15 protein-coding genes and 2 tRNA genes are annotated in these 19360 nt (G+C 66.3%); 3 read left to right on the plus strand and 14 right to left on the minus strand.

Annotated features, from left to right (window positions below):
• Positions 1–154: 154 nt before the first annotated feature.
• Positions 155–241: transfer RNA gene (locus tag DBY63_RS05670), tRNA-Leu, on the plus strand.
• 112 nt (positions 242–353) lie between these two features.
• A tRNA-Leu gene (locus DBY63_RS05675) sits at positions 354–440 on the plus strand.
• Between the two features lie 91 nt (positions 441–531).
• Here DBY63_RS05675 and DBY63_RS05680 read toward each other — a convergent pair.
• The 12 genes from DBY63_RS05680 to DBY63_RS05735 form a co-directional block, all read right to left on the minus strand.
• Positions 532–2466, minus strand: a complete 1935-nt coding sequence (locus DBY63_RS05680; RefSeq protein WP_027598832.1) for a methyl-accepting chemotaxis protein — start codon at positions 2464–2466, stop codon at positions 532–534.
• A gap of 198 nt (positions 2467–2664) precedes the next feature.
• Positions 2665–3960 carry an adenylosuccinate synthase gene (locus tag DBY63_RS05685; RefSeq protein ID WP_027601077.1) on the minus strand — a complete coding sequence of 432 codons (1296 nt, stop codon included), beginning with the start codon at positions 3958–3960 and terminating at the stop codon, positions 2665–2667.
• Positions 3961–4038: 78 nt separating this feature from the next.
• Complete coding sequence (locus tag DBY63_RS05690; RefSeq protein WP_027601078.1) at positions 4039–5226, minus strand: ATP phosphoribosyltransferase regulatory subunit; 1188 nt, start codon at positions 5224–5226, stop codon at positions 4039–4041.
• A gap of 255 nt (positions 5227–5481) precedes the next feature.
• The gene (gene hflC / locus DBY63_RS05695; protein ID WP_007161153.1) at positions 5482–6351 is read right to left on the minus strand and encodes a protease modulator HflC; all 870 of its coding nucleotides are present in this window, start codon (positions 6349–6351) and stop codon (positions 5482–5484) included.
• The gene (hflK, locus tag DBY63_RS05700) at positions 6351–7538 is read right to left on the minus strand and encodes an FtsH protease activity modulator HflK (protein WP_007161154.1); all 1188 of its coding nucleotides are present in this window, start codon (positions 7536–7538) and stop codon (positions 6351–6353) included. The genes hflC and hflK overlap by 1 nt, the downstream gene beginning before the upstream one ends.
• A 98-nt stretch (positions 7539–7636) precedes the next feature.
• Complete coding sequence (gene hflX / locus DBY63_RS05705; protein WP_007161155.1) at positions 7637–8941, minus strand: ribosome rescue GTPase HflX; 1305 nt, start codon at positions 8939–8941, stop codon at positions 7637–7639.
• Between the two features lie 20 nt (positions 8942–8961).
• Positions 8962–9207, minus strand: coding sequence for an RNA chaperone Hfq (gene hfq / locus DBY63_RS05710; RefSeq protein WP_007161156.1), 246 nt, complete (start codon positions 9205–9207; stop codon positions 8962–8964).
• Between the two features lie 87 nt (positions 9208–9294).
• A complete protein-coding gene (gene miaA, locus DBY63_RS05715) occupies positions 9295–10275 on the minus strand; it encodes a tRNA (adenosine(37)-N6)-dimethylallyltransferase MiaA (protein ID WP_027601079.1) in 981 nt (326 codons plus the stop codon).
• Between the two features lie 42 nt (positions 10276–10317).
• A complete protein-coding gene (gene mutL / locus DBY63_RS05720; RefSeq protein ID WP_108581466.1) occupies positions 10318–12216 on the minus strand; it encodes a DNA mismatch repair endonuclease MutL in 1899 nt (632 codons plus the stop codon).
• Complete coding sequence (locus tag DBY63_RS05725) at positions 12209–13639, minus strand: N-acetylmuramoyl-L-alanine amidase (RefSeq protein ID WP_027598837.1); 1431 nt, start codon at positions 13637–13639, stop codon at positions 12209–12211. Before DBY63_RS05725 ends, mutL begins: the two co-directional genes overlap by 8 nt.
• A gap of 38 nt (positions 13640–13677) precedes the next feature.
• A complete protein-coding gene (gene tsaE / locus DBY63_RS05730) occupies positions 13678–14139 on the minus strand; it encodes a tRNA (adenosine(37)-N6)-threonylcarbamoyltransferase complex ATPase subunit type 1 TsaE (protein ID WP_108581467.1) in 462 nt (153 codons plus the stop codon).
• A complete protein-coding gene (locus DBY63_RS05735; RefSeq protein WP_027598838.1) occupies positions 14127–15614 on the minus strand; it encodes a bifunctional ADP-dependent NAD(P)H-hydrate dehydratase/NAD(P)H-hydrate epimerase in 1488 nt (495 codons plus the stop codon). The genes tsaE and DBY63_RS05735 overlap by 13 nt, the downstream gene beginning before the upstream one ends.
• A gap of 61 nt (positions 15615–15675) precedes the next feature.
• Between DBY63_RS05735 and queG the strand changes: the two genes are divergently transcribed.
• Positions 15676–16740 carry a tRNA epoxyqueuosine(34) reductase QueG gene (gene queG, locus DBY63_RS05740; RefSeq protein ID WP_108581468.1) on the plus strand — a complete coding sequence of 355 codons (1065 nt, stop codon included), beginning with the start codon at positions 15676–15678 and terminating at the stop codon, positions 16738–16740.
• A gap of 4 nt (positions 16741–16744) precedes the next feature.
• Here the strand turns inward: queG and DBY63_RS05745 are convergent, their stop codons facing one another.
• Together DBY63_RS05745 and DBY63_RS05750 are read right to left on the minus strand one after the other, a co-directional pair.
• The gene (locus DBY63_RS05745) at positions 16745–17434 is read right to left on the minus strand and encodes a DUF2931 family protein (RefSeq protein WP_108581469.1); all 690 of its coding nucleotides are present in this window, start codon (positions 17432–17434) and stop codon (positions 16745–16747) included.
• Positions 17431–19299: a DUF2235 domain-containing protein gene (locus tag DBY63_RS05750; RefSeq protein ID WP_108581470.1), complete on the minus strand. Its 1869-nt coding sequence runs from the start codon at positions 19297–19299 to the stop codon at positions 17431–17433. The genes DBY63_RS05745 and DBY63_RS05750 overlap by 4 nt, the downstream gene beginning before the upstream one ends.
• Positions 19300–19360 lie beyond the last annotated feature (61 nt).

The following is a 19360-nucleotide window of genomic DNA, read 5'->3' on the forward strand; positions in this document are numbered from 1 at the left end:
TGAAACGTGAAAACCACGCAATAGTTAGCCTGGCATGCTCAATAAAATATTTTTCACAGCAGGGGTTTACAAGCAAACGCCCCCTGAGTAAAGTGCCGCCCCACGACGCCGTGAGCAATCACGACGCCGGAGATGAGCAATCATCGCCTTGAGTGCCCAGGTGGCGGAATTGGTAGACGCACTAGGTTCAGGTCCTAGCGGTGGCAACACCGTGGAAGTTCGAGTCTTCTCCTGGGCACCACTCATTATAGTCGATCGATTTGCAGATCGGTCGACGAAAAGCCGGCACTAGCCGGTTTTTTAATCCTGAAACCCGCAAGGGTGACGGGAAGCGACCAGAAGTCGCACTGCAGGCCCAGGTGGCGGAATTGGTAGACGCACTAGGTTCAGGTCCTAGCGGTGGCAACACCGTGGAAGTTCGAGTCTTCTCCTGGGCACCAATACCAAGCGGACGATCCCGGATCGGACGCAACAGAAAAAACCGGCTTCGGCCGGTTTTTTCTTGCCTGCGAAAAGGCGTGGGGCCCTCCCCTACGCCTTGAACTGCCCCAGACTGCCGCGCAACTGGGCGGCCAGCTCCGCCAGAGTCCGACTGCTGTGCGCAGTGGCCGCCACCGATTCGGCTGCGCGCAGCGTCTCGCCATGGATGACCTCGACCCGCTGGCGTACCGCCGCGGCGCCCTCCGCCTGACGCTGGGCCGCCTGGGCAGCCGTGGTCATGCTGGCATGCACCTGATCCACGGCGCGGTGGACATCCTGCTGGATGCGCTTGCTGTCGCGCAGCACCGCCAGCCCGCTGCCGGCCTGCTGGCGCGCCGCGCCTATGGCGGCGACAGCTTCGCGCGCGCCTTCCTGCAGACCGGCGATGTGGGTCCGGATGCTGCCGGTGGATTCCTGGGTCTTGCTGGCCAGCGCCCGCACCTCGTCGGCGACCACCGCAAAGCCACGTCCGCTCTCGCCGGCCCGGGCCGCCTCGATGGCTGCATTGAGCGCCAGCAGGTTGGTCTGCTCGGCGATGCCGCGGATCACGTCCAGCACCACCTCGATCTGCTCACTTTGCGCGGCCAGCCGCTCGATCACCTGGGCGCCGGACTCGACCTGGGTCACCAGCCCCTCGATACCTTCGGCCACCTCGGTGGCGATGCGGGCGTTGCTCTGGGTGGAACTGCGAATGGCCTCCACCTGCTGCAGGGCGCCCTGCATGGCCTGACTTTCGCCCTGGGCTTCCGCGGCGATACCGGACAAGGCCTCCAGACTGCGCGCCACCTCTTCGCGTTGGCGCAACGCCGCCGCTTCGGCGGTGGCACTGCTGCCGGCCAAACCGCGGATTTCCTCGCCGGTACGCGCCGCGACGCCATGGGCCTCGCCCACCAGCGGCTGCAGCTTGGCCAGGAAGCGATCGACCGCGCCACCCAGCGCCTGGATCTCATCGCCCTGCCCCAGCTGCAGGCGGCGCGTGAGATCCCCCTCCCCGGCTGCCAGATCGTCCAGCGCCCGCTGCAGCACGCCGATCCGCCGCAGCACCCGGCGCCCCAGCACCAGCGCCACGGCCACGACCATCACCACGCCGACCCCGATCAGCCCCAGGGCGATCTGCCAGCGCAGCGCGCCCGCCAGGGTGGCGACCGTTTCACCGGCATTGCGACTCATGGCCAGGGCAGCCTGGCGCGTGCCTTCCAGGCGCGTCGCCAGGGTCGCCGCACTGCCCTTGGCCGCGGCCGTCACGCTGCTGGAGACCAGACCGCCGGCGTCGTCGATCAGGGTCTTGAAACTCTTGTCCAGAGCCGCGCCGGTGCGCTCGATGGTCTGGGTGGAAAAGCCCACCACCACCTTGCCGATCTCCACGCCATTGGGACTGATGGAGGCATCCACGCGATAGACCGAAGGATCCCGGGTCGCGGCATCCAGCACCTTGGCCAGGGCGCCCTCGCCCTGGCCCACGGCGAGCAGGCGGGCCACGCGCTCGTCCTGGCGATTGAGATAGCGGGTCAGATTCTGGCCCTGGGCGTCCTGGAAGACCACGAAGAGCACCTCGGGATTGCCTTGCGCACGCCGCGCCAGGTCGGACAGGGCCGGCACATCGGCGTCCCACATCGCCTTGGGCGCGACGCCCGCAAGCAGCTCGGCCAGATTCTGCGCATTGCTCTTGAGGGTAGCGGTCAGGGTCTCACCCACCTGCTGCCGCTCGCGCGCCAGCCGCTGCGCAAGCCCCTCGGCCAGCCGCGCACGGGTCTGCCCCGCCAATTCGGCAAGACTGCCATCCACCTCGCCCCCGGCCTGGCGCAGGGTGTCAGCGAGCTGCTCGGACTCGCCGGACAGGCGGGTGGCCAGGCCTGACTGCAGCCCCTTCACCGCATCCTGGGTCAGCCACAGCGCCAGGGCTACCTGGAGCATGACCGCGAGCAAAAGACTGATGAATACCGGCAGCAACAGGCGACTGCGCAGCAGCGACAAGAGAAACGACATGGAGGTCTCCAGCGACAAGGGACATTTACAGGCTGTCGGCCAGCTCGAGGGGAGCTGGAGGCTCAGCGGTAAATAGTCATAGCAATATGCTGGCCATTTCGGACCAGCGGCCGTCCCCGGCCTACCAGCGTCTCTCGCCCGCCAGAAATGGAAAAGCCCCGCGGGGCGGGGCTTTTCCGGCTGCATCCTTTTAGCGCATCAGGCGAAAGGATGGCGCAGCACGATGGTTTCCTTGCGATCCGGACCGGTCGAGACGATGTCGATCGGCGCCTCGACCAGCTCGGCGATGCGGCGGATGTAAGCCTGGGCGTTGGCCGGGAGCGCCTCGAGACTCTGGGCACCCACGGTGGATTCGCTCCAGCCCGGCATCTCTTCGTAGACCGGCTGCAGACCGATGTAGCTGTCGGCGTCGGTGGGCGCCTCGGTCAGCAGGTTGCCGGCGGCATCCTTGTAACCGGTGCAGATGCGCACGGTTTCCAGACCGTCGAGCACGTCTAGCTTGGTCAGGCACAGACCGGAGATGCTGTTGATCTCGATGGAGCGACGCAGGATGACGGCATCGAACCAGCCGCAACGGCGCGGACGGCCGGTCACGGAGCCGAATTCGTGGCCCTGCTTGGCCAGGTAGGCACCGGTTTCGTCGAACAGCTCGGTCGGGAAGGGACCGGAGCCGACGCGGGTGGTGTAGGCCTTGGTGATGCCGAGGATGTAGTCCAGGTACAGCGGACCCACGCCGGAACCGGTCGCCACGCCACCGGCGGTGGTGTTGGAGCTGGTGACGAAGGGATAGGTGCCGTGGTCGATGTCCAGCAGGGTGCCCTGGGCGCCTTCGAACATCAGGTTCTCACCGGCCTTGCGCAGCTCGTGCAGACGGCTGACGACGTCCATGACCAGCGGCTGCATGACCTTGGCGTGTTCCATGGCCTCGTCGTAGGTCTTCTGGAAGTCCACCGGCGGCTCGTTGAAGTAGTTCTGCAGGACGAAGTTGTGGTAGTCCAGCACTTCCTTGAGCTTGACGGCGAAACGCTCGGGGTGGAACAGATCGCCGACGCGCAGACCGCGACGGGCGATCTTGTCTTCGTAGGCCGGGCCGATGCCGCGACCGGTGGTGCCGATCTTGGCTTCGCCACGGGCCTTCTCGCGGGCCTGATCCAGGGCCACGTGATAGGGCAGGATCAGCGAGCAGGCCGAGCTGATGCGCAGGCGCTCGCGCACCGGCACGCCGCGCGCTTCCAGCTCGCCGACTTCCTTGAACAGGGCTTCCGGCGAGAGCACCACGCCATTGCCGATCAGGCACTGGGTGTCGGCGCGCAGGATGCCCGAGGGAATCAGCCGCAGGATGGTCTTCTGACCATCGATGACCAGTGTGTGGCCGGCGTTGTGACCGCCTTGATAACGCACCACGGCAGCGGCCTGGTCGGTCAGCAGGTCCACGATCTTGCCCTTGCCCTCATCACCCCACTGGGTGCCCAGGACGACGACGTTCTTACCCATAACCTTATCCCCTGTCAGGAAGATTTCTGTCGGCCAGGCCGACGATGCTCACGTTCACCCGGATGCCAGATCCGGTGTTTAGGAATTCAAGGGCACCACGACCCAGGCGCCCTGCTGCTCGATCAGGCGGCGATCGCAGCCCGAGCTGTGCAGCTGGTCCGCGTCGTCATGAGCGGTGGCCTGGACCACCCGCTCGCCCGCGGCACGCAATTCGCGCACGGCCTGCCAGAGCACCGGCGCATCGCCCGCCGGCGCCCAGATGCCGCGGCGCGGTTCGTCGAGCACGGCGGTGCCCAGCTCGACGAGGGTCTTGAGATCGGTGGAAAAGCCGGTGGCCGGACGCGAACGGCCGAAGTCGGCGCCGATGTTGTCATAGCGACCGCCCTGGGCGATGGATTGACCGGTGCCCGGCACGAAGGCGGCGAAGACCACCCCGGTGTGGTAGTGATAACCGCGCAACTCGCCCAGATCGAAATACAGCGGCACGCCCGGGAAACGCCCTTTGAGCGAATCGGCCAGGGCGATCAGCTCGTCCAGTGCCTGCAGGACGCCCGCGGGCGCACCCGCCAGGCGCTGCCGCGCCTGCTCGAGCACCATGGCATCGCCACTGAGCTCCACCAGCGCCCGCAGCCAGCCGCGCTCGGCGGCGGGCAGGCCGGCGGTCAATTCGGCGATCTCGTCGACCGCCTTGCGCTGCAGGGCATCGAACAGCTGCTGCTCGCTGGCGCCGGAGACGCCGGCCGCCTGGCACAGCCCGCGATAGATGCCCACATGCCCCAGATCCATGTGGACGTCGGGCACCTGGGCCTGCTCGAGCACGTCGAGCATCAGGCTGATGACTTCCAGATCCCCTTCGCTGCCGGGCACGCCATAGAGCTCGGCGCCGACCTGGATCGGGCTGCGCGAGGTGGACAGGGCACGGGGACGGGTATGCAGCACGCTGCCGGCATAGCACAGTCGGCTCGGACCGCTCTGCTTGAGGCTATGGGCTTCCATGCGCGCCACCTGGGGCGTGATGTCGGAGCGGAAGCCCATGAGGCGGCCGGAATTGGGATCGGTCACCTTGAAGGTGCGCAGTTCCAGTTCCTTGGCCGCGCCGGTGAGCAGCGATTCCAGGAATTCCAGGTGCGGGGTGATGACGAACTCGTAGCCCCAGCAATGGAACAGTTCCAGCACCCGACGCCGAGCGCCTTCGATGCGCGCCGCGTCGGGCGGCAGGATTTCCTCGATACCGTCAGGCAGCAGCCAGCGGTCTACCGTAGCCATTAGGCCTCTTCTCCATGTCATGGATCGGCACGCGGCTGCCGAGGTCGGCGCAGTGGATTCCTGGAGAATCCTGCCGCCGGATCGAGCCGCTCTGCCGTGGATTGCTACCCGGATCAGCCAGGGCGTCGCCCTTCCACGGGTTTCGTACGGACGCAAAAAAGCCGGGGATGGCCCCGGCTGATTCATGATAACACGAAAAAATCGGCGATCGGGGATGAACGACGAGCGAAGCCTAGGCGCCGTTCATCCCTGACCTCACTGCCCCGGACTCTGGAAATACTTGAAGAAATCGCTCTTCGGATCCAGCACCAGGACGTCGCTCTTGCTGGAGAAGCTGGAGCGATAGGCCTGCAGGCTGCGATAGAAGGAGAAGAACGCCGGATTCTTCGAGTAGGCCTGGGAATACACCTGGGCCGCCTGGGCATCACCTTCACCGCGGGCCTGTTCGGCCTGGCGATAGGCTTCGGCCAGCAGCACGCGGCGCTGACGATCGGCGTCGGCACGGATGCCTTCCGCCAGTTCGCGACCCTTGGCGCGATGCTCGCGGGCTTCCCGCTCGCGCTCGGTGCTCATCCGCTCATAGACGCTGCGGCTGACTTCCTTGGGCAGGTCGATGGCCTTGACGCGCACGTCCAGCACCTCGATACCCAGCTCCTGGTTGGCCATCTTGTTCAGCGCCGCGGTCAGCGAACCGACCATGGCATCCCGCTCACCGGACACCACCTCGTGCAGGGTGCGACGACCGAACTGGTCACGCAGCCCCGCCTCCAGGCGGCGCAGCAGGCGTTCGTCGGCGATCTGCTTGAGACCCGAGGTCGCGGTGTAGTAGCGATCGGCATTGAAGATGCGCCACTTGGCGTAGGCATCCACCATCACCGCCTTCTTTTCCAGGGTCAGGAAACGCTGCGTCGGGGTATCCAGGGTCTGCAGGCGGGCATCGAACTTGCGCACCCGGTTGACGTAGGGAATCTTGAAGTGCAGGCCGGGCTCCAGATTGGGCTCGACCACACGACCGAAGCGCAGCATCACCGCCCGCTCGGTCTCCTTCACCACGAACAGACTGCTCCAGGCGGCAAGGCCCAGAACGACCACGACGATCAGCGCGGCCAGCGATTTATTGCTCATCAGCGGCTCTCCCTCGTACGCGCTTCGGTGGACTGCGGCAGATTGCGAATGACCGAGGCCGCCGTATCGCTCGACGCCGCCGGGGCAGCGCCACTGCTGATCGCCGAGGTCGGTGCCGGGGCACGGTTCTGCATCAGCTTGTCGAGCGGCAGATAGAGCAGGTTCTGGCCGGCCTGACCGGTGACCATGACCTTGCTCGCCTGACCGAGCACTTCCTGCATCGTCTCGATGTACAGACGCTCGCGGGTCAGCTGCGGATTGGCCGCGTACTGGACCGCCAGCTGGCTGAAGCGCGAGGCATCACCCTGGGCCCGGGCGACGACTTCGTCGCGATAGCCGTTGGCTTCCTCGATGATGCGCTGGGCAGCACCGCGGGCCTCGGGGATCACGCCGTTGGCATAGGCTTCGGCCTGGTTCTTCTCGCGCTGCTCGTCTTCACGGGCACGGATCACGTCGTCGAAGGCTTCCTGAACTTCACGCGGCGCCGAGGCGCTCTGGATGTTCACCTGGGTCACGGTGATGCCGGTCCCGTAGGTATCGAGGAAGCGCTGCAGACGTTCGCGGACGTTGGTGGCGACCTGCTCGCGGCCGTCGGTCAGCAACTGGTCCATGGTCGAGGAGCCGGCCACGTGGCGCACGGCGCTGTCGGTCGCCTGCTGCAGGCTGACCTCGGGCTGGTCGACGTTGAGGACGAAGTCCTTGAGATTGGTGATGCGGTACTGGACGGTCAGCGGCACCTCGACGATGTTCTCGTCCTGGGTCAGCATGGCGCCCTGCTTGCTGTAGGCCCGCTCACGGGTGACGTTTTCCTGGTACTTGGTCTCGAAGGGCGGGAAGTAGATGTTCAGGCCGGGCCCTACCGTCTCATGGTATTTGCCCAGGCGCAGCACCACCGCCTGCTCCTGCTCGTCCACGACGTAGACGGCGTTGTACAGCCAGAGAGCGCCGACCAGCAGCACGCCCAGCAGCAGCAAACCCTTGCCACCACCCGAGCCAAAGCTGTCGCCGCCGCTGCCGCCGGAGCGCTTCTTGCCGCCGACCAGGCGGTTGATGCGGTCCTGAAACTTACGCAAGGCTTCGTCGAGATCCGGCGGCCCCTTGCGTCCACCATTGCCGCCACCGTTGTTGTTGCGGCCGCCCCAGGGGTCTTGATTGTTCGAGTTGCCACCGGGCTCGTTCCAAGCCATAGCGCTCTCCCTACTGATAACGCGAAAACGCGCCGAAATGGCGCGCCGACCAATGCTACCGGATGGTCCCTGCCCGAACAAAAGCGCCGAGCGGGGGTTTATTGCAAAACATGTTGCTGGATAAAGACTTCCGGTTCTTCACCGGCCCGGCTGAGCAGTCGATTGAGTTCGGCGCGGGGTACTCGTACAGACAACAGGATGTTGCCTTCGTCATCATGATCGTCCTGGCGAACCACGCCCAGCTCGAACAGCTGGGCCCGCAGCCGGGCATGCCGCTGGGGCAGGCGCAGCACCCCGACGAAAAGATCTTCGCCGAGCAGTTCGGCCACGGCCTGACCGACCAGCTCCAGACCACGGCCTTCGCGCGCCGAGACCCAGACCCGGATCGGCCGTCCGGTTTCATCGTCGCGCTGGATATGCGGCTCGACCCCGTCGAGCAGATCGAGCTTGTTGTAGACCTCCAACATCGGCAGCTCGTCGGCACCGATTTCGTGCAGCACCGCCTCGACCTGCTCGATCTGCAGCTGGCGATCGTCCTCGTGGGCATCGATCACGTGCAGCAGCAGGTCGGAGTTGCTGGATTCCTCCAGGGTCGCTCGGAAGGCCTCCACCAGCTTGTGGGGCAGATGGCGGATGAAGCCCACGGTATCGGCCAGCACGATCGGCCCCAGGTCCGGCAATTCCAGACGGCGCAGGGTGGGATCGAGGGTGGCGAACAGCAGGTTGGCCGCGTAGACGCCGGATTCGGTGAGGCTGTTGAACAGGGTGGACTTGCCGGCGTTGGTGTAGCCGACCAGGGACACCGAGGGAATCTCGGCACGCCGGCGACCGCGCCGGGCCTGCTCGCGCTGGCTGCGCACCTTGTCCAGGCGCTGGCGGATCTGGCGGATGCGGATCCGCAGGAGACGACGGTCGGTTTCGAGCTGGGTTTCACCCGGACCACGCAGACCGATGCCGCCCTTCTGGCGCTCGAGGTGAGTCCAGCCGCGCACCAGCCGGGTGCTCATGTGCTCGAGCTGGGCGAGTTCCACCTGCAGCTTGCCCTCGTGGGTACGGGCGCGCTGGGCGAAGATGTCGAGAATGAGGCCCGTGCGATCGAGGACGCGGCACTCGAAGGCTTTTTCGAGGTTGCGTTCCTGGCTGGGCGTGAGGTCATGGTTGAAGATGACCAGATCGGCGGCATGGGCATGCACCTGGTCGTGCAGCTCTTCGACCTTGCCGGTACCGATGAGATAACGCGCCGTCGGCTGGCTGCGGTTCACCGTGACGAACGCCACGGTCTCCGCACCCGCCGATCGCGCGAGTTCGAGGAACTCCTGAGGATCTTCGCGCGCCTCGGGATGCAGGCCTTCCAAATGGACCAGAATGGCCCGCTCACCACCTTCGTGACGCTCGAAGAACAACAGGGCGCTCCTCTCGTTATTTATTCGCTATCCGACTCGCTCGTCTCGGAGCTGGGCAGACGGACCGGGCGGCTCGGCACCACGGTGGAGATTGCATGCTTGTAGACCATCTGGCTGACGGTGTTCTTGAGCAGAATCACGAACTGGTCGAAGGACTCGATCTGACCCTGCAGCTTGATACCGTTGACGAGATAGATGGAAACCGGAACGCGCTCTTTACGCAGGGTGTTCAGGTAAGGGTCTTGTAGCGAATGCCCTTTTGACATCGTGTCGCTCTCCTAAGGAAATGAAAATACCGATCTGGCGACATGCCAGTTTCCGCTGCCCACCATGGACACGCGGACAAAAACGATTCAGCTGCGGGGCGATATGGTGTCACCGGCCAGGCATTTCAAGATCCGCGGCAGATTGTCACAAGCCAGGCTGTCGAAGGTGTGTGCGGCGGGCCAGCCACGCAACCAGGTCAACTGCCGCTTCGCCAACTGCCGCGTCGCCGCAACGCCACGCGCCACCATCTCTTCCTGCGTGCAACGCCCTTCCAGGAACTCCCACACCTGACGATAGCCTACGGATCGCATGGACGGCAGACCAGGATGCAGATCGGGACGTTCCCGCAAGGCTGAGACTTCGTCGATGAAGCCCTGTTCCAGCATCAGGCTGAAGCGCTCGGCGATACGCGCATGGAGCACCTCACGCCGGCCGGGCGCCAGGATCAATTGGGCCACAGTATAGGGTAATTGCGTCTGGGGCGCCCCGTTCGAATCGGCATTGGCGCGCAATTGCAGCGCGCGGTGCTCGGTCATCGACTGGCCGCTGACGCGATACACCTCGAGCGCACGCAGCAGGCGCTGGGGATCGTTGGGATGGATGCGCGCGGCCGATACCGGATCGACCTCGGCCAGTTGCCGGTGGATTTCGCCCCAGCCGGCCGTGGCCGCCAGCGCCTCGATCTCGGCCCGCACCTCGGCGTCGGCACCGGGCATGTCGGCCAGGCCTTCGAGCAGGGCCTTGAAGTAGAGCATGGTGCCACCCACCAGCAGCGGGATGCGTCCGGCCGCGGTGATCTCGGCCATGGCCGCCAGGGCATCGGCGCGAAATTCGGCGGCGGAATAGCTCTCCGCAGGGTCGCGGATGTCCACCAGCCGGTGCGGATGGGCGGCCAGCAGCTCGGCGCTGGGCTTGGCGGTGCCTATGTCCATGCCGCGATAGATGAGCGCCGAATCCACGCTGATCAGCTCGATGGGCAGCAGCCGCGCCAGCTCGAGGGCGAGATCGGTCTTGCCGGAGGCGGTCGGCCCCATGATAAAGATGGCGGGCGGCAGAGGGGCGGTCATTGCGGATTCTCGAAGGGGCGCCGCGCTGGGCGCGGCGGGCGGTCAGCGGCCGCGCAGGAAGAGTTTGTCCAGATCGTCCAGGCTGAGCTGGGCCCAGGTGGGACGACCGTGGTTGCACTGGCCGCTGCGCTCGGTGGTTTCCATGTCGCGCAGCAGGGCATTCATTTCCGGCAGGGTCAGCCGCCGGTTGGCCCGTACCGAGCCGTGGCAGGCCATGGTGCCGAGCAATTCGTTGAGGTGCGCCTGGATGCGGTCGCTGGTGCCATAGTCCAGCAGGTCGGCGAGCACGTCCTGCACCAGCCGCGCCGCCTGGGCCTGCTTGAGCAGGGCGGGGATCTGGCGGATGGCGAGGGTCTCGGGACCCAGCCGCTGCAGTTCGAAGCCGAGGCGCTCGAACCACTGACCATGCTCTTCGGCGCAGTCGGCCTCGCGCTCGCTGACGGCCAGGGACTCCGGCACCAAGAGCGGCTGGCCGCGCAGGCCTTCGCTGGCCATGGCTACCTTGAGGCGTTCGTAGGTGATGCGCTCGTGGGCGGCGTGCATGTCCACCAGGATCAGGCCCTGGGCGTTCTCGGCCAGGATGTAGATGCCCTTGAGCTGCGCCAGGGCATAGCCCAGCGGCGGCACGTCGCCCTGCTCCGCGGGCAGGGCCGCGGCCTCGGTACCCTCCGGCAGCGGTGCGAAGAAGGCCTTGTAGGCGCTCTGCACCTCGGCCACCGGCGCACCCGCATAGGGCTGCGGAGTGGGACTGTAGTGCGCGGCACCACCCGACCCGCCGCCACCGGCGAAGGGCTGGGCCGGCGGCGCAGGGCTGTCGTGCAACACGGCGGCGGCCAGGCGCATCTCGCCCTGGGGGCCGAATTCACCGGCGGCCGGACCGCTCAGCGGCGTCGGTGCGGTGGGCGCCACCACGGCGAGCTGGTCATCCGGGCGGATGTCGCCAAGTGCCCGGTGCAGGGTGCCGTAGAGAAAGTCGTGCACCTGGCGGCTGTCGCGGAAGCGCACCTCGTGTTTGGTGGGGTGGACGTTGACGTCCACCGCCGCCGGATCCACTTCCAGGAACAGCACGAAGGCCGGGTGGCGCCCGTTGTAGAGGACGTCGCGATAGGCCTGGCGTACGGCATGGGCGACCAGCTTGTCGCGCACCATGCGGCCGTTGACGTAGAAGTACTGCAGATCCGCCTGGCTGCGCGAAAAGGTCGGCAGGCCGACCCAGCCCCAGAGGCGCAGGCCGTTGCGCTCGTGCTCCAGCGGCAGGGCCTGTTCGAGAAAGGCCGGACTGCAGACCGCGCCGACCCGCCGACCCTGGCTCTGGGGATCGCCCGCCGGATGCAGGGCCAGCATACTCTTGCCGTTGTGTCTCAGATGAAAGCCGACGTCGAAGCGCGCCAGCGCCAGGCGCCGCACCACTTCCTGCAGGTGATCGAATTCGGTCTTTTCGGCGCGCAGGAACTTGCGTCGCGCCGGGGTATTGAAGAACAGGTCGCGCACCTCCACCGAGGTGCCCTGGGGATGGGCGGCGGGCTGCACCCGCGGTTGCATCTCGCGGCCTTCGGTCTCCACCTGCCAGGCCTGGTCTTCGCCGCGAAAGCGCGAGGTCAGGGTTAGGCGCGACACCGAACTGACCGACGCCAGGGCCTCACCGCGAAAGCCCAGGCTGGTGACGCTTTCCAGTTCGTCCAGGTGGTAGATCTTGCTGGTGGCGTGGCGCGCCAGGGCCAGATGCAGGTCGTCCGGCGGGATGCCATGGCCGTCGTCGCGGATGCGCAGCAGCTTGACCCCGCCCTGCTCCACCTCGATGTCGATGCGCCGGGCCCCGGCGTCCAGGCTGTTCTCCAGCAGTTCCTTGGCCACCGATGCGGGTCGTTCGACCACCTCGCCGGCGGCGATCTGGTTGGACAGCCGCGGGCTGAGCAGCTGGATGCGCCGGGGTTCAGTCATTGCTGGCCGCCAGTTCGTGGGTGGGGATGGTCAATACCTGGCCGGAGCGGATGCGATTGCCACGCAGCCCATTGGCCGCCCGCAGGGTGGAGAGATCGACGTCATAGCGACGGGCGATGAGGCTCAGGCTTTCACCGGGCTGCACCCGGTGCTGATCGAAGCCGCGTACGCTGCCGACCTTGTCGCCCCGCTGCTCGCGCTGCCAGGCCAGGTAGGTGCCGGGCGGCGGACGGTGCTGGAAGTACTGCACGATACCGGCCTGGATCTGCCGGGCGAGCAGCCCCTGGTGCGCCGGACTGGCCAGCTTGGCCGATTCGTTGGCATTGGTGATGAAGCCGGTTTCCACCAGGATCGAGGGGATGTCCGGCGACTTCAGCACCATGAAGCCGGCCTGCTCCACCCGCGTGTGCAAGAGCTTGGTAGCGCGCCCGACCTGGCTGAGGATGGTCTGGCCGACCTCCAGGCTGGAGGCCACGGTGGCGGTCATGGACAGGTCCATGAGCACCCCGGCGAGCATGGGATCCTTGTTGTCCAGGGCATCGGACACCCCGCCGACCTGGTCGGAGCGGTTTTCCGCATCGGCCAGCCAGCGCGCCGCCTCGGAGGTGGCGCCGCGCTGGGACAGGGCGAAGACGGTGACGCCTTCGGCGCTGGCACTGGGCGCCGAGTCGGCGTGAATGGAAATGAACAGGTCGGCGCCCTTCTTGCGGGCGATGATCTGCCGCTGGCGCAACGGGATGAAGTAGTCGCTGGTGCGGGTCAGCTCGGCGCGAAAGCCCTTCTGCCGATTGAGATTGGCCTGCAATTGCTTGGCGATGGCCAGCACCACGTTCTTCTCGTACAACCGACCGCGACCGATGGCACCCGGGTCTTCGCCGCCGTGGCCGGGGTCGATCACCACCACCACGTCGCGCTTGCCGCTGGGGCTGGACGGCAGACGGGTCGCCGGCTGCGCCGGGGTCACCGGCGTGGCCGGCAGATTGGGCGTGACGGTGGCGGGAATGTCGCTGGTGGCGGGATCGGTGCCCTGGTCGTAGAGGTCGACCACCAGGCGATTGCCGTATTCCTTGTTGGGCGCCAGGGTAAAGCTCTTGGGCGTCAGGGCACCCTTGGTGTCCAGCACCAGGCGCACCTCGCCCGGCGAACGCTGGGCCGCGCGCAGACCGGTGATGGGGGTGTTGCGCAGCGGCTTTTCGTTCAGCCCACCGTCGAGCTGCGCGCCGGACAGGTCGATGACGATGCGATCCGGGGCACTGAGGGTGAAGACGCTGGCCTTGACCGGGCCGGTCAGATCGAACACCAGACGGGTGTTGTCGGGCGCACGCCAGACGCGCATGCCCTTGATCTGGGTGGCGGCCAGCAGCTGACTGCTGAGAATCAACAACAACAGGCCGAGTCCCGACCTGAAAAAACGCTTGCGCATGCCTGCGACCGTATAGCTGGAGAACGAGGGATCGGCGCCTAGGGCGCGAGGGCGGCGCACCAGGCCTCGCCGTGAGCGCCATGACTAGTCAGGCGCAGATCACGGCCGTCGGCGCGTGGCGTAATGGTAATGTCCAGGTCCGGCTTTGGCAAAAAGCCCTGACCGCGCTCGGGCCATTCCACTAGGCACAAGGCCTCGGGTGTGAAGTAGTCGCGAATCCCCATGAATTCCAGTTCTTCCGGATCGGCCAGGCGATAGAGATCGAAGTGATAGATCGCGCCACTGGCCAGTTCGTAGGGCTCGACCAGGGTGAAGGTGGGACTCTTCACCGCCCCGGTGTGGCCGAGGCCACGCAGGATGCCCCGCGACAGGGTGGTCTTGCCGGCGCCCAGATCGCCGTGCAGATAGAGCACGCCACGACCGCCGCTGGCCTGGGCCAGGCGGGCACCCAGGGCGTACATGGCGTCTTCGTCGGCGGCGTGCAGGGTCAGTTCAGGCATGGCTGGAGTTCCTCGAGCAACTGGCGGGCGACCGGGGGCAGATCGCTGGCGGCGAGACCGCGGCCCTGGCGACCCAGCTCGGCGCCGGCACGGCCGTGCAGCCAGGCGCCCAGGCAGGCGGCCTCGAAGGGGGCCAGCCCCTGCCCCAGCAGGGCGGCGATGATACCGGTGAGGATGTCCCCCAGGCCACCGGTAGCCATCGCCGGATGCCCCTCGCCGCACAGCGCCATGCGACCGTCCGGATGGGCGATCAGGGTACCGAAGCCCTTGAGCAGCGCCACGCCGCCATAGCGCCGCGCCAGTTCGCGGGCGCTGCCGGGACGATCGGCTTCGATGTCCTTGATCGAGACCTCCAGCAGCCGCGCCGCCTCGCCCGGATGGGGCGTCATCACCCAGGGCCCGCGCGGCGCCTGGACCACCCCGGCGGCCAGCAGATTGAGGGCATCGGCGTCCCATACCTGGGCCGCGTCCAGCGTCGCGGCGGCACTGGCCAGGGCCTTGCCCCAGGCGCCCTGCCCCAGGCCCGGCCCGACGGCGAGCACATCGGCCTTCTTGGCCAGTTCCAGCACGGCGAAACTGGAATGCACCCCGGCGACCATGACCTCCGGCCGCCGCGCCAGCACCGCGGTGACATTGGAGGGCCGGGTCGCCAGGCTGAGCATGCCGGCGCCGCAACGCAGCGCCGCCTCGCTGGTCATGATGGCTGCGCCACCGGTGCCTTCGTCGCCGCCGATCACCAGCAGATGGCCGTACTGCCCCTTGTGCGCATTGAGCGGGCGCCTGGCCAGCCGCGGCAGGTTGCCGGGCGCCAGGCGCTGGGCGGTGGCGTGGGCGGGATTCTGCGGTTCCTCCATCAGCGGCTCGAACACCAGACTGCCGACATGGTCAGGCCCCTTGCCGGTGAACAGGCCGAGCTTGAGGCCGATGAAGGTGATGGTCAGATCGGCGCGCACCAGAGGGCCCGCCGCGGCGCCGGTGTCGGCATCCAGTCCGGAAGGGAGGTCGATGGCCACCACCGGCAATTCGCTGGCGTTGATCCGTTCGATGGCCGCGGCATAGGGCTCGCGCGCCGCGCCCTTGAGGCCGGTGCCCAGCAGGGCATCGACCACCAGCCCCTCCAGCGGGGCATCCGCGCGCCAGGGCTGGATGTCCACGCCGGCGGCCAGGGCCTCGGCATGGGCTAGGGCGGCATCCCCCTGGAGTCCGGTCGGATCGGCCAGGTGCCAGACCCGTGCCTGCCAGCCGGCCTTGCGCGCCAGCGCCGCGACCAGATAGCCGTCGCCGGCATTGTTGCCACCGCCGGCCAGCACGCAGAGGGCACCGGCATGGGGCCAGCCGTGGCGCAAGGAGCGCCAGGCCGCGGCCGCCGCGCGTCTCATCAACTCGAGGCCGGGCAGACCGCCGGCGATCAGTTGGGCGTCGAGATCCCGCACCTGCTGGGCGCTGTAGAGCTGGAACGGCAGTTCGTCGTGCATGCTGGGAAAGCCTCCGGAGTCTGGCAAAATAGGCGGCCCTCCTGCCTGTGCGTTCCCGTCGATGTCCGCTGTCGCTCTCGATCTCGCCGCCCTGGCCGACCTCATCAAGACCTGGGGTCGGGAATTGGGCTTTCAGCAGACCGGCATCGCCGGGCTGGATCTGGCACGTCACGAGGAACATCTGGAGCGCTGGCTGGCCGCCGGTTTCCACGGCGAGATGGACTATATGGCCGCGCACGGCAGCAAACGTTCGCGACCGGCCGAACTGGTCCCGGGCACCCTGAGGGTGATTTCCCTGCGCATGGATTACCTGCCCGGCGACACCCGCATGAGCGAGCGTCTGGCCGACGGCGCGGCGGCCTATGTTTCGCGCTACGCCCTGGGCCGCGACTATCACAAGCTGATCCGCAAGCGCCTGCAGCATCTGGCCGAACGCATCCAGGGCGAGATCGGCCCCTTCGGCTATCGCGCCTTCGTCGACAGCGCGCCGGTGCTGGAGAAGGCCATCGCCGAACAGGCCGGCCTGGGCTGGATCGGCAAGAACACCCTGGTACTCAATCGCAAGGCCGGCAGCTGGTTCTTTCTCGGCGAGCTCTTCGTCGACGTGCCGCTGCCGGTGGACGAACCCACCCCGCGTGACCACTGCGGCACCTGCCGCGCCTGCCTGGACATCTGCCCGACCCAGGCCTTCGTCGGCCCCTATCAGCTCGACGCCCGGCGCTGCATTTCCTACCTGACCATCGAGTTCAAGGGCAGCATTCCGCCGGAGCTGCGCCCCTTGATCGGCAACCGGGTCTTCGGCTGCGACGACTGCCAGCTGGTCTGCCCCTGGAACCGCTTCGCCAAGCCCACCGCCGAAGGCGATTTCCAGCCACGCCACAGTCTGGACAGCGCCAGCCTGGCCGAACTCTTTCGCTGGACCGAAGCCGAATTCCTCAGCCGCACCGAAGGCTCGCCGCTACGCCGCGCCGGCTACGAGCGCTGGCTGCGCAACCTGGCCGTGGGCCTGGGCAACGCCCCGACCAGCATCCCGGTGCTGGAAGCCCTGAAGCTGCAGCGCGAACACCCCTCCCCCCTGGTGCGCGAGCACGTGGAATGGGCGCTGCAGCGACACGCGGCCAGCTAGGCGCTCAGGGCCCTACCGTAGTGTAGGGGATGGGTGCCCACCAGCTGCCGTAGGGGACGCCGTATTTGTCGATATAAGCCTTGGTGACCTCGGTCAGCGGCAGGGCGTACTGGCCGTTCATGCGGCCCTGATCAGGCCCCTTAGGCTCGACCTCGGCCTGCAGAGTCAAGACCTCAATGGGATCCAGGCAGGGGCCCATGATCCACACCTTGACGATGCCACCGGGTGCCAAGCCGATGGTCAGGTCCTTGCGATAATCTGAAGTGCGACCACTGACCGGGCATTCAGCGGGCAGGCGTTCGAGCATTTTTTTCCGTGCCCAGGCAGGAATGGCAAATACCGTCTGATAGGTCTGGGGCTCAACTAAAGATTGCCAGCGCACAGCAACCATATAGGGCAAATCTAATCCGGTCATGTAGCGGCCTTTACCCGAACCGATTCTCCTAGGCCAGCCCTTGGCAGTTGCCGATAGACTCGCAGGTTGCCCCATAGCCACCACGCCACCCATGGCATTGGGGAAAAAGCGGCCATCGATGTCGCTGACATTGGCCTGCTCCAGCCAGATCTGCATGTAGTTGGGTGCCAAAAAGCCAAGGTACCAGGCGTCATAGGGCAACCTGGATTTGGGCGTGGCATTGGATTGGCAGCCAGCCAAACCAAACGCCAGGATGAGGTACAGCAGCCAACGGCTCATTCGGGATAGCCTGCTTGGGGACGGTTGGGATAGACGTTGCGGCGACCAGTCGCCGTAGGCGCATTGACGAAGAAGATGGCCAGATCACTACGGTCTTTACCCAATAGCGCGTTCCAGTGAGCGGAAAGATGCACATAACGACCGAACAGCAGGCGGGCCTCGGCCTGGTCGATATATAGCGGAGAACCCTGGGCGTTGGCCTGCAACTTAGTGGCGATACCTTGTAACTCATCAGGAATTGCTAAGGCTGCCGTCGCAGGAATCGGGGACAGAGCTACATCATGATCAATAGCTAGTCGGTGCATGATGCGTAAGTAAATCAACGATAGCTCGCCGCGGACTCGGCGTTCCAGGCGGATCGCGGCGACAACGTCGGTTTCCGGCAGATTGCCGCGGGTACGTGGCAAGTTGTTGCGCCAGGTATCGATTGCCAAGGTGGTGGAGCCTGGGTCGTACCAGGGCTCTCGTTGCAACTGCGCCAGCTCCCGCTGGGCTTGGCGATAGCTCCAGGCCGCCTGGCTGTCGGTGCCATAGCGCTCTCGCGAGGCGCGTGGTCGCGTCAACAGCAGGCGCTCGGTCATCTCGGGCGCATAGCCTCCACCTAAGTCGGCATGAGCACCCGGCAGGGCAATTTCTTGATGCTGGGGCGCAACACTGGTAAGGGCGAAGTTACGCCGGTGCTCGTCACGTGCGACCAGGTGCACCACCTTGTCGGCACATCCTGCCGGCAGATAGAGGTTGACGCCAGGGTTGGCGATATTGGTCGGGGTAAAGTCGCCACGCCTGGGGTCCGCTATCGCCGTTACGGTATCGAATAGTCCGATGAAGTTGAGCCTGACCTTAGCGCTCTGCCACGAAAAGCACCTGGCTAAACCCGCTGCAGCAATACCGCCGCCCGCCTTGAGCACCTCGTTTGCGAAGTGGCGTGCAGCCGCGGCACCCCGGCTAAAGCCAAAAATATCGAATTTGATGGCTTCAACGACGACATTGGGATTGATGCGCTTGAATTGATCGTAGCGCTCACCGAACGCGACTGGAAACGTCTGAACACATCCCAGCACACCACTGGCACCCAAGCCCGTTCCCATGGACAAGGCGCTATCAGGTTGTCCGGCCCGAGTGCCGATACCTTCGATATAGACCGGAATAGCCGCTGACTTTTCGTCCTGCTCGACGGCACGCTGAGTATCGTCTTGATAGAGCCGATACAACCGCACGATGTTCGTATCGGCATTGGCATAACTGCTGTCCGGATTGCCCATGAACGCCTGGCAGTGCCGAGCGATGCTCTCGGCTTGATCGGTATCAAACTCCTGCTCTTCCGCCCGGCAGGCGGCGCCGGTGGCGGCGTTGAAGAGGTTGTTGCCGGTGCCATCGAAGAAGACGCCGATGCGCAGGGTGATGCGCTGTTCCAGCGGGCGCTCCGCCTGTTCGGCGACTTCATTCCTGGCGACTGGCGCGCTGTCCGGGCGCTTGGCCGGTCCCTCGCTGCCCTGTCGCTCCCGGTCGCGTAGCGCCGCAGGCTTGCCCTGCCCCGGCGCCAGGCCGGTAGCACCTGCATGGCTTGCGCAGGCGCCCTTGGCCGCGCCGCCTGCGTCCAGGCCGATGATGACGGTGCCGGAACCACCGATCACCACACCGCCATGGCTGGTGAGGCTGCCGAGCACCGCCGCAGGCCGGCCGTTGATCAGGACGTTGGGGATGACCGCGGCGCTCAGGGCCGCGCCACAGCCGCAGGCATGGCCGAGGGTCGCGGCGGGCAGGCCATCGAAGGTGACATCGGCGGAGCCCTGGACCAGGGCGGTGGAACCACATTTGGGGCAGGCGACGGCGTCGCCCAGCCGAGCAGCGGGCTTTCCAGACATGACCGATCTCCCTATCGGTAACTAGGGCCTGAAAAATGCCGCACAAAAGGCTCTAGGACAA

Origin of the sequence: Pseudomonas sp. RIT411, assembly GCF_003057735.2 — a bacterium.
GTDB classification, from domain to species: domain Bacteria; phylum Pseudomonadota; class Gammaproteobacteria; order Pseudomonadales; family Pseudomonadaceae; genus Chryseomonas; species Chryseomonas oryzihabitans.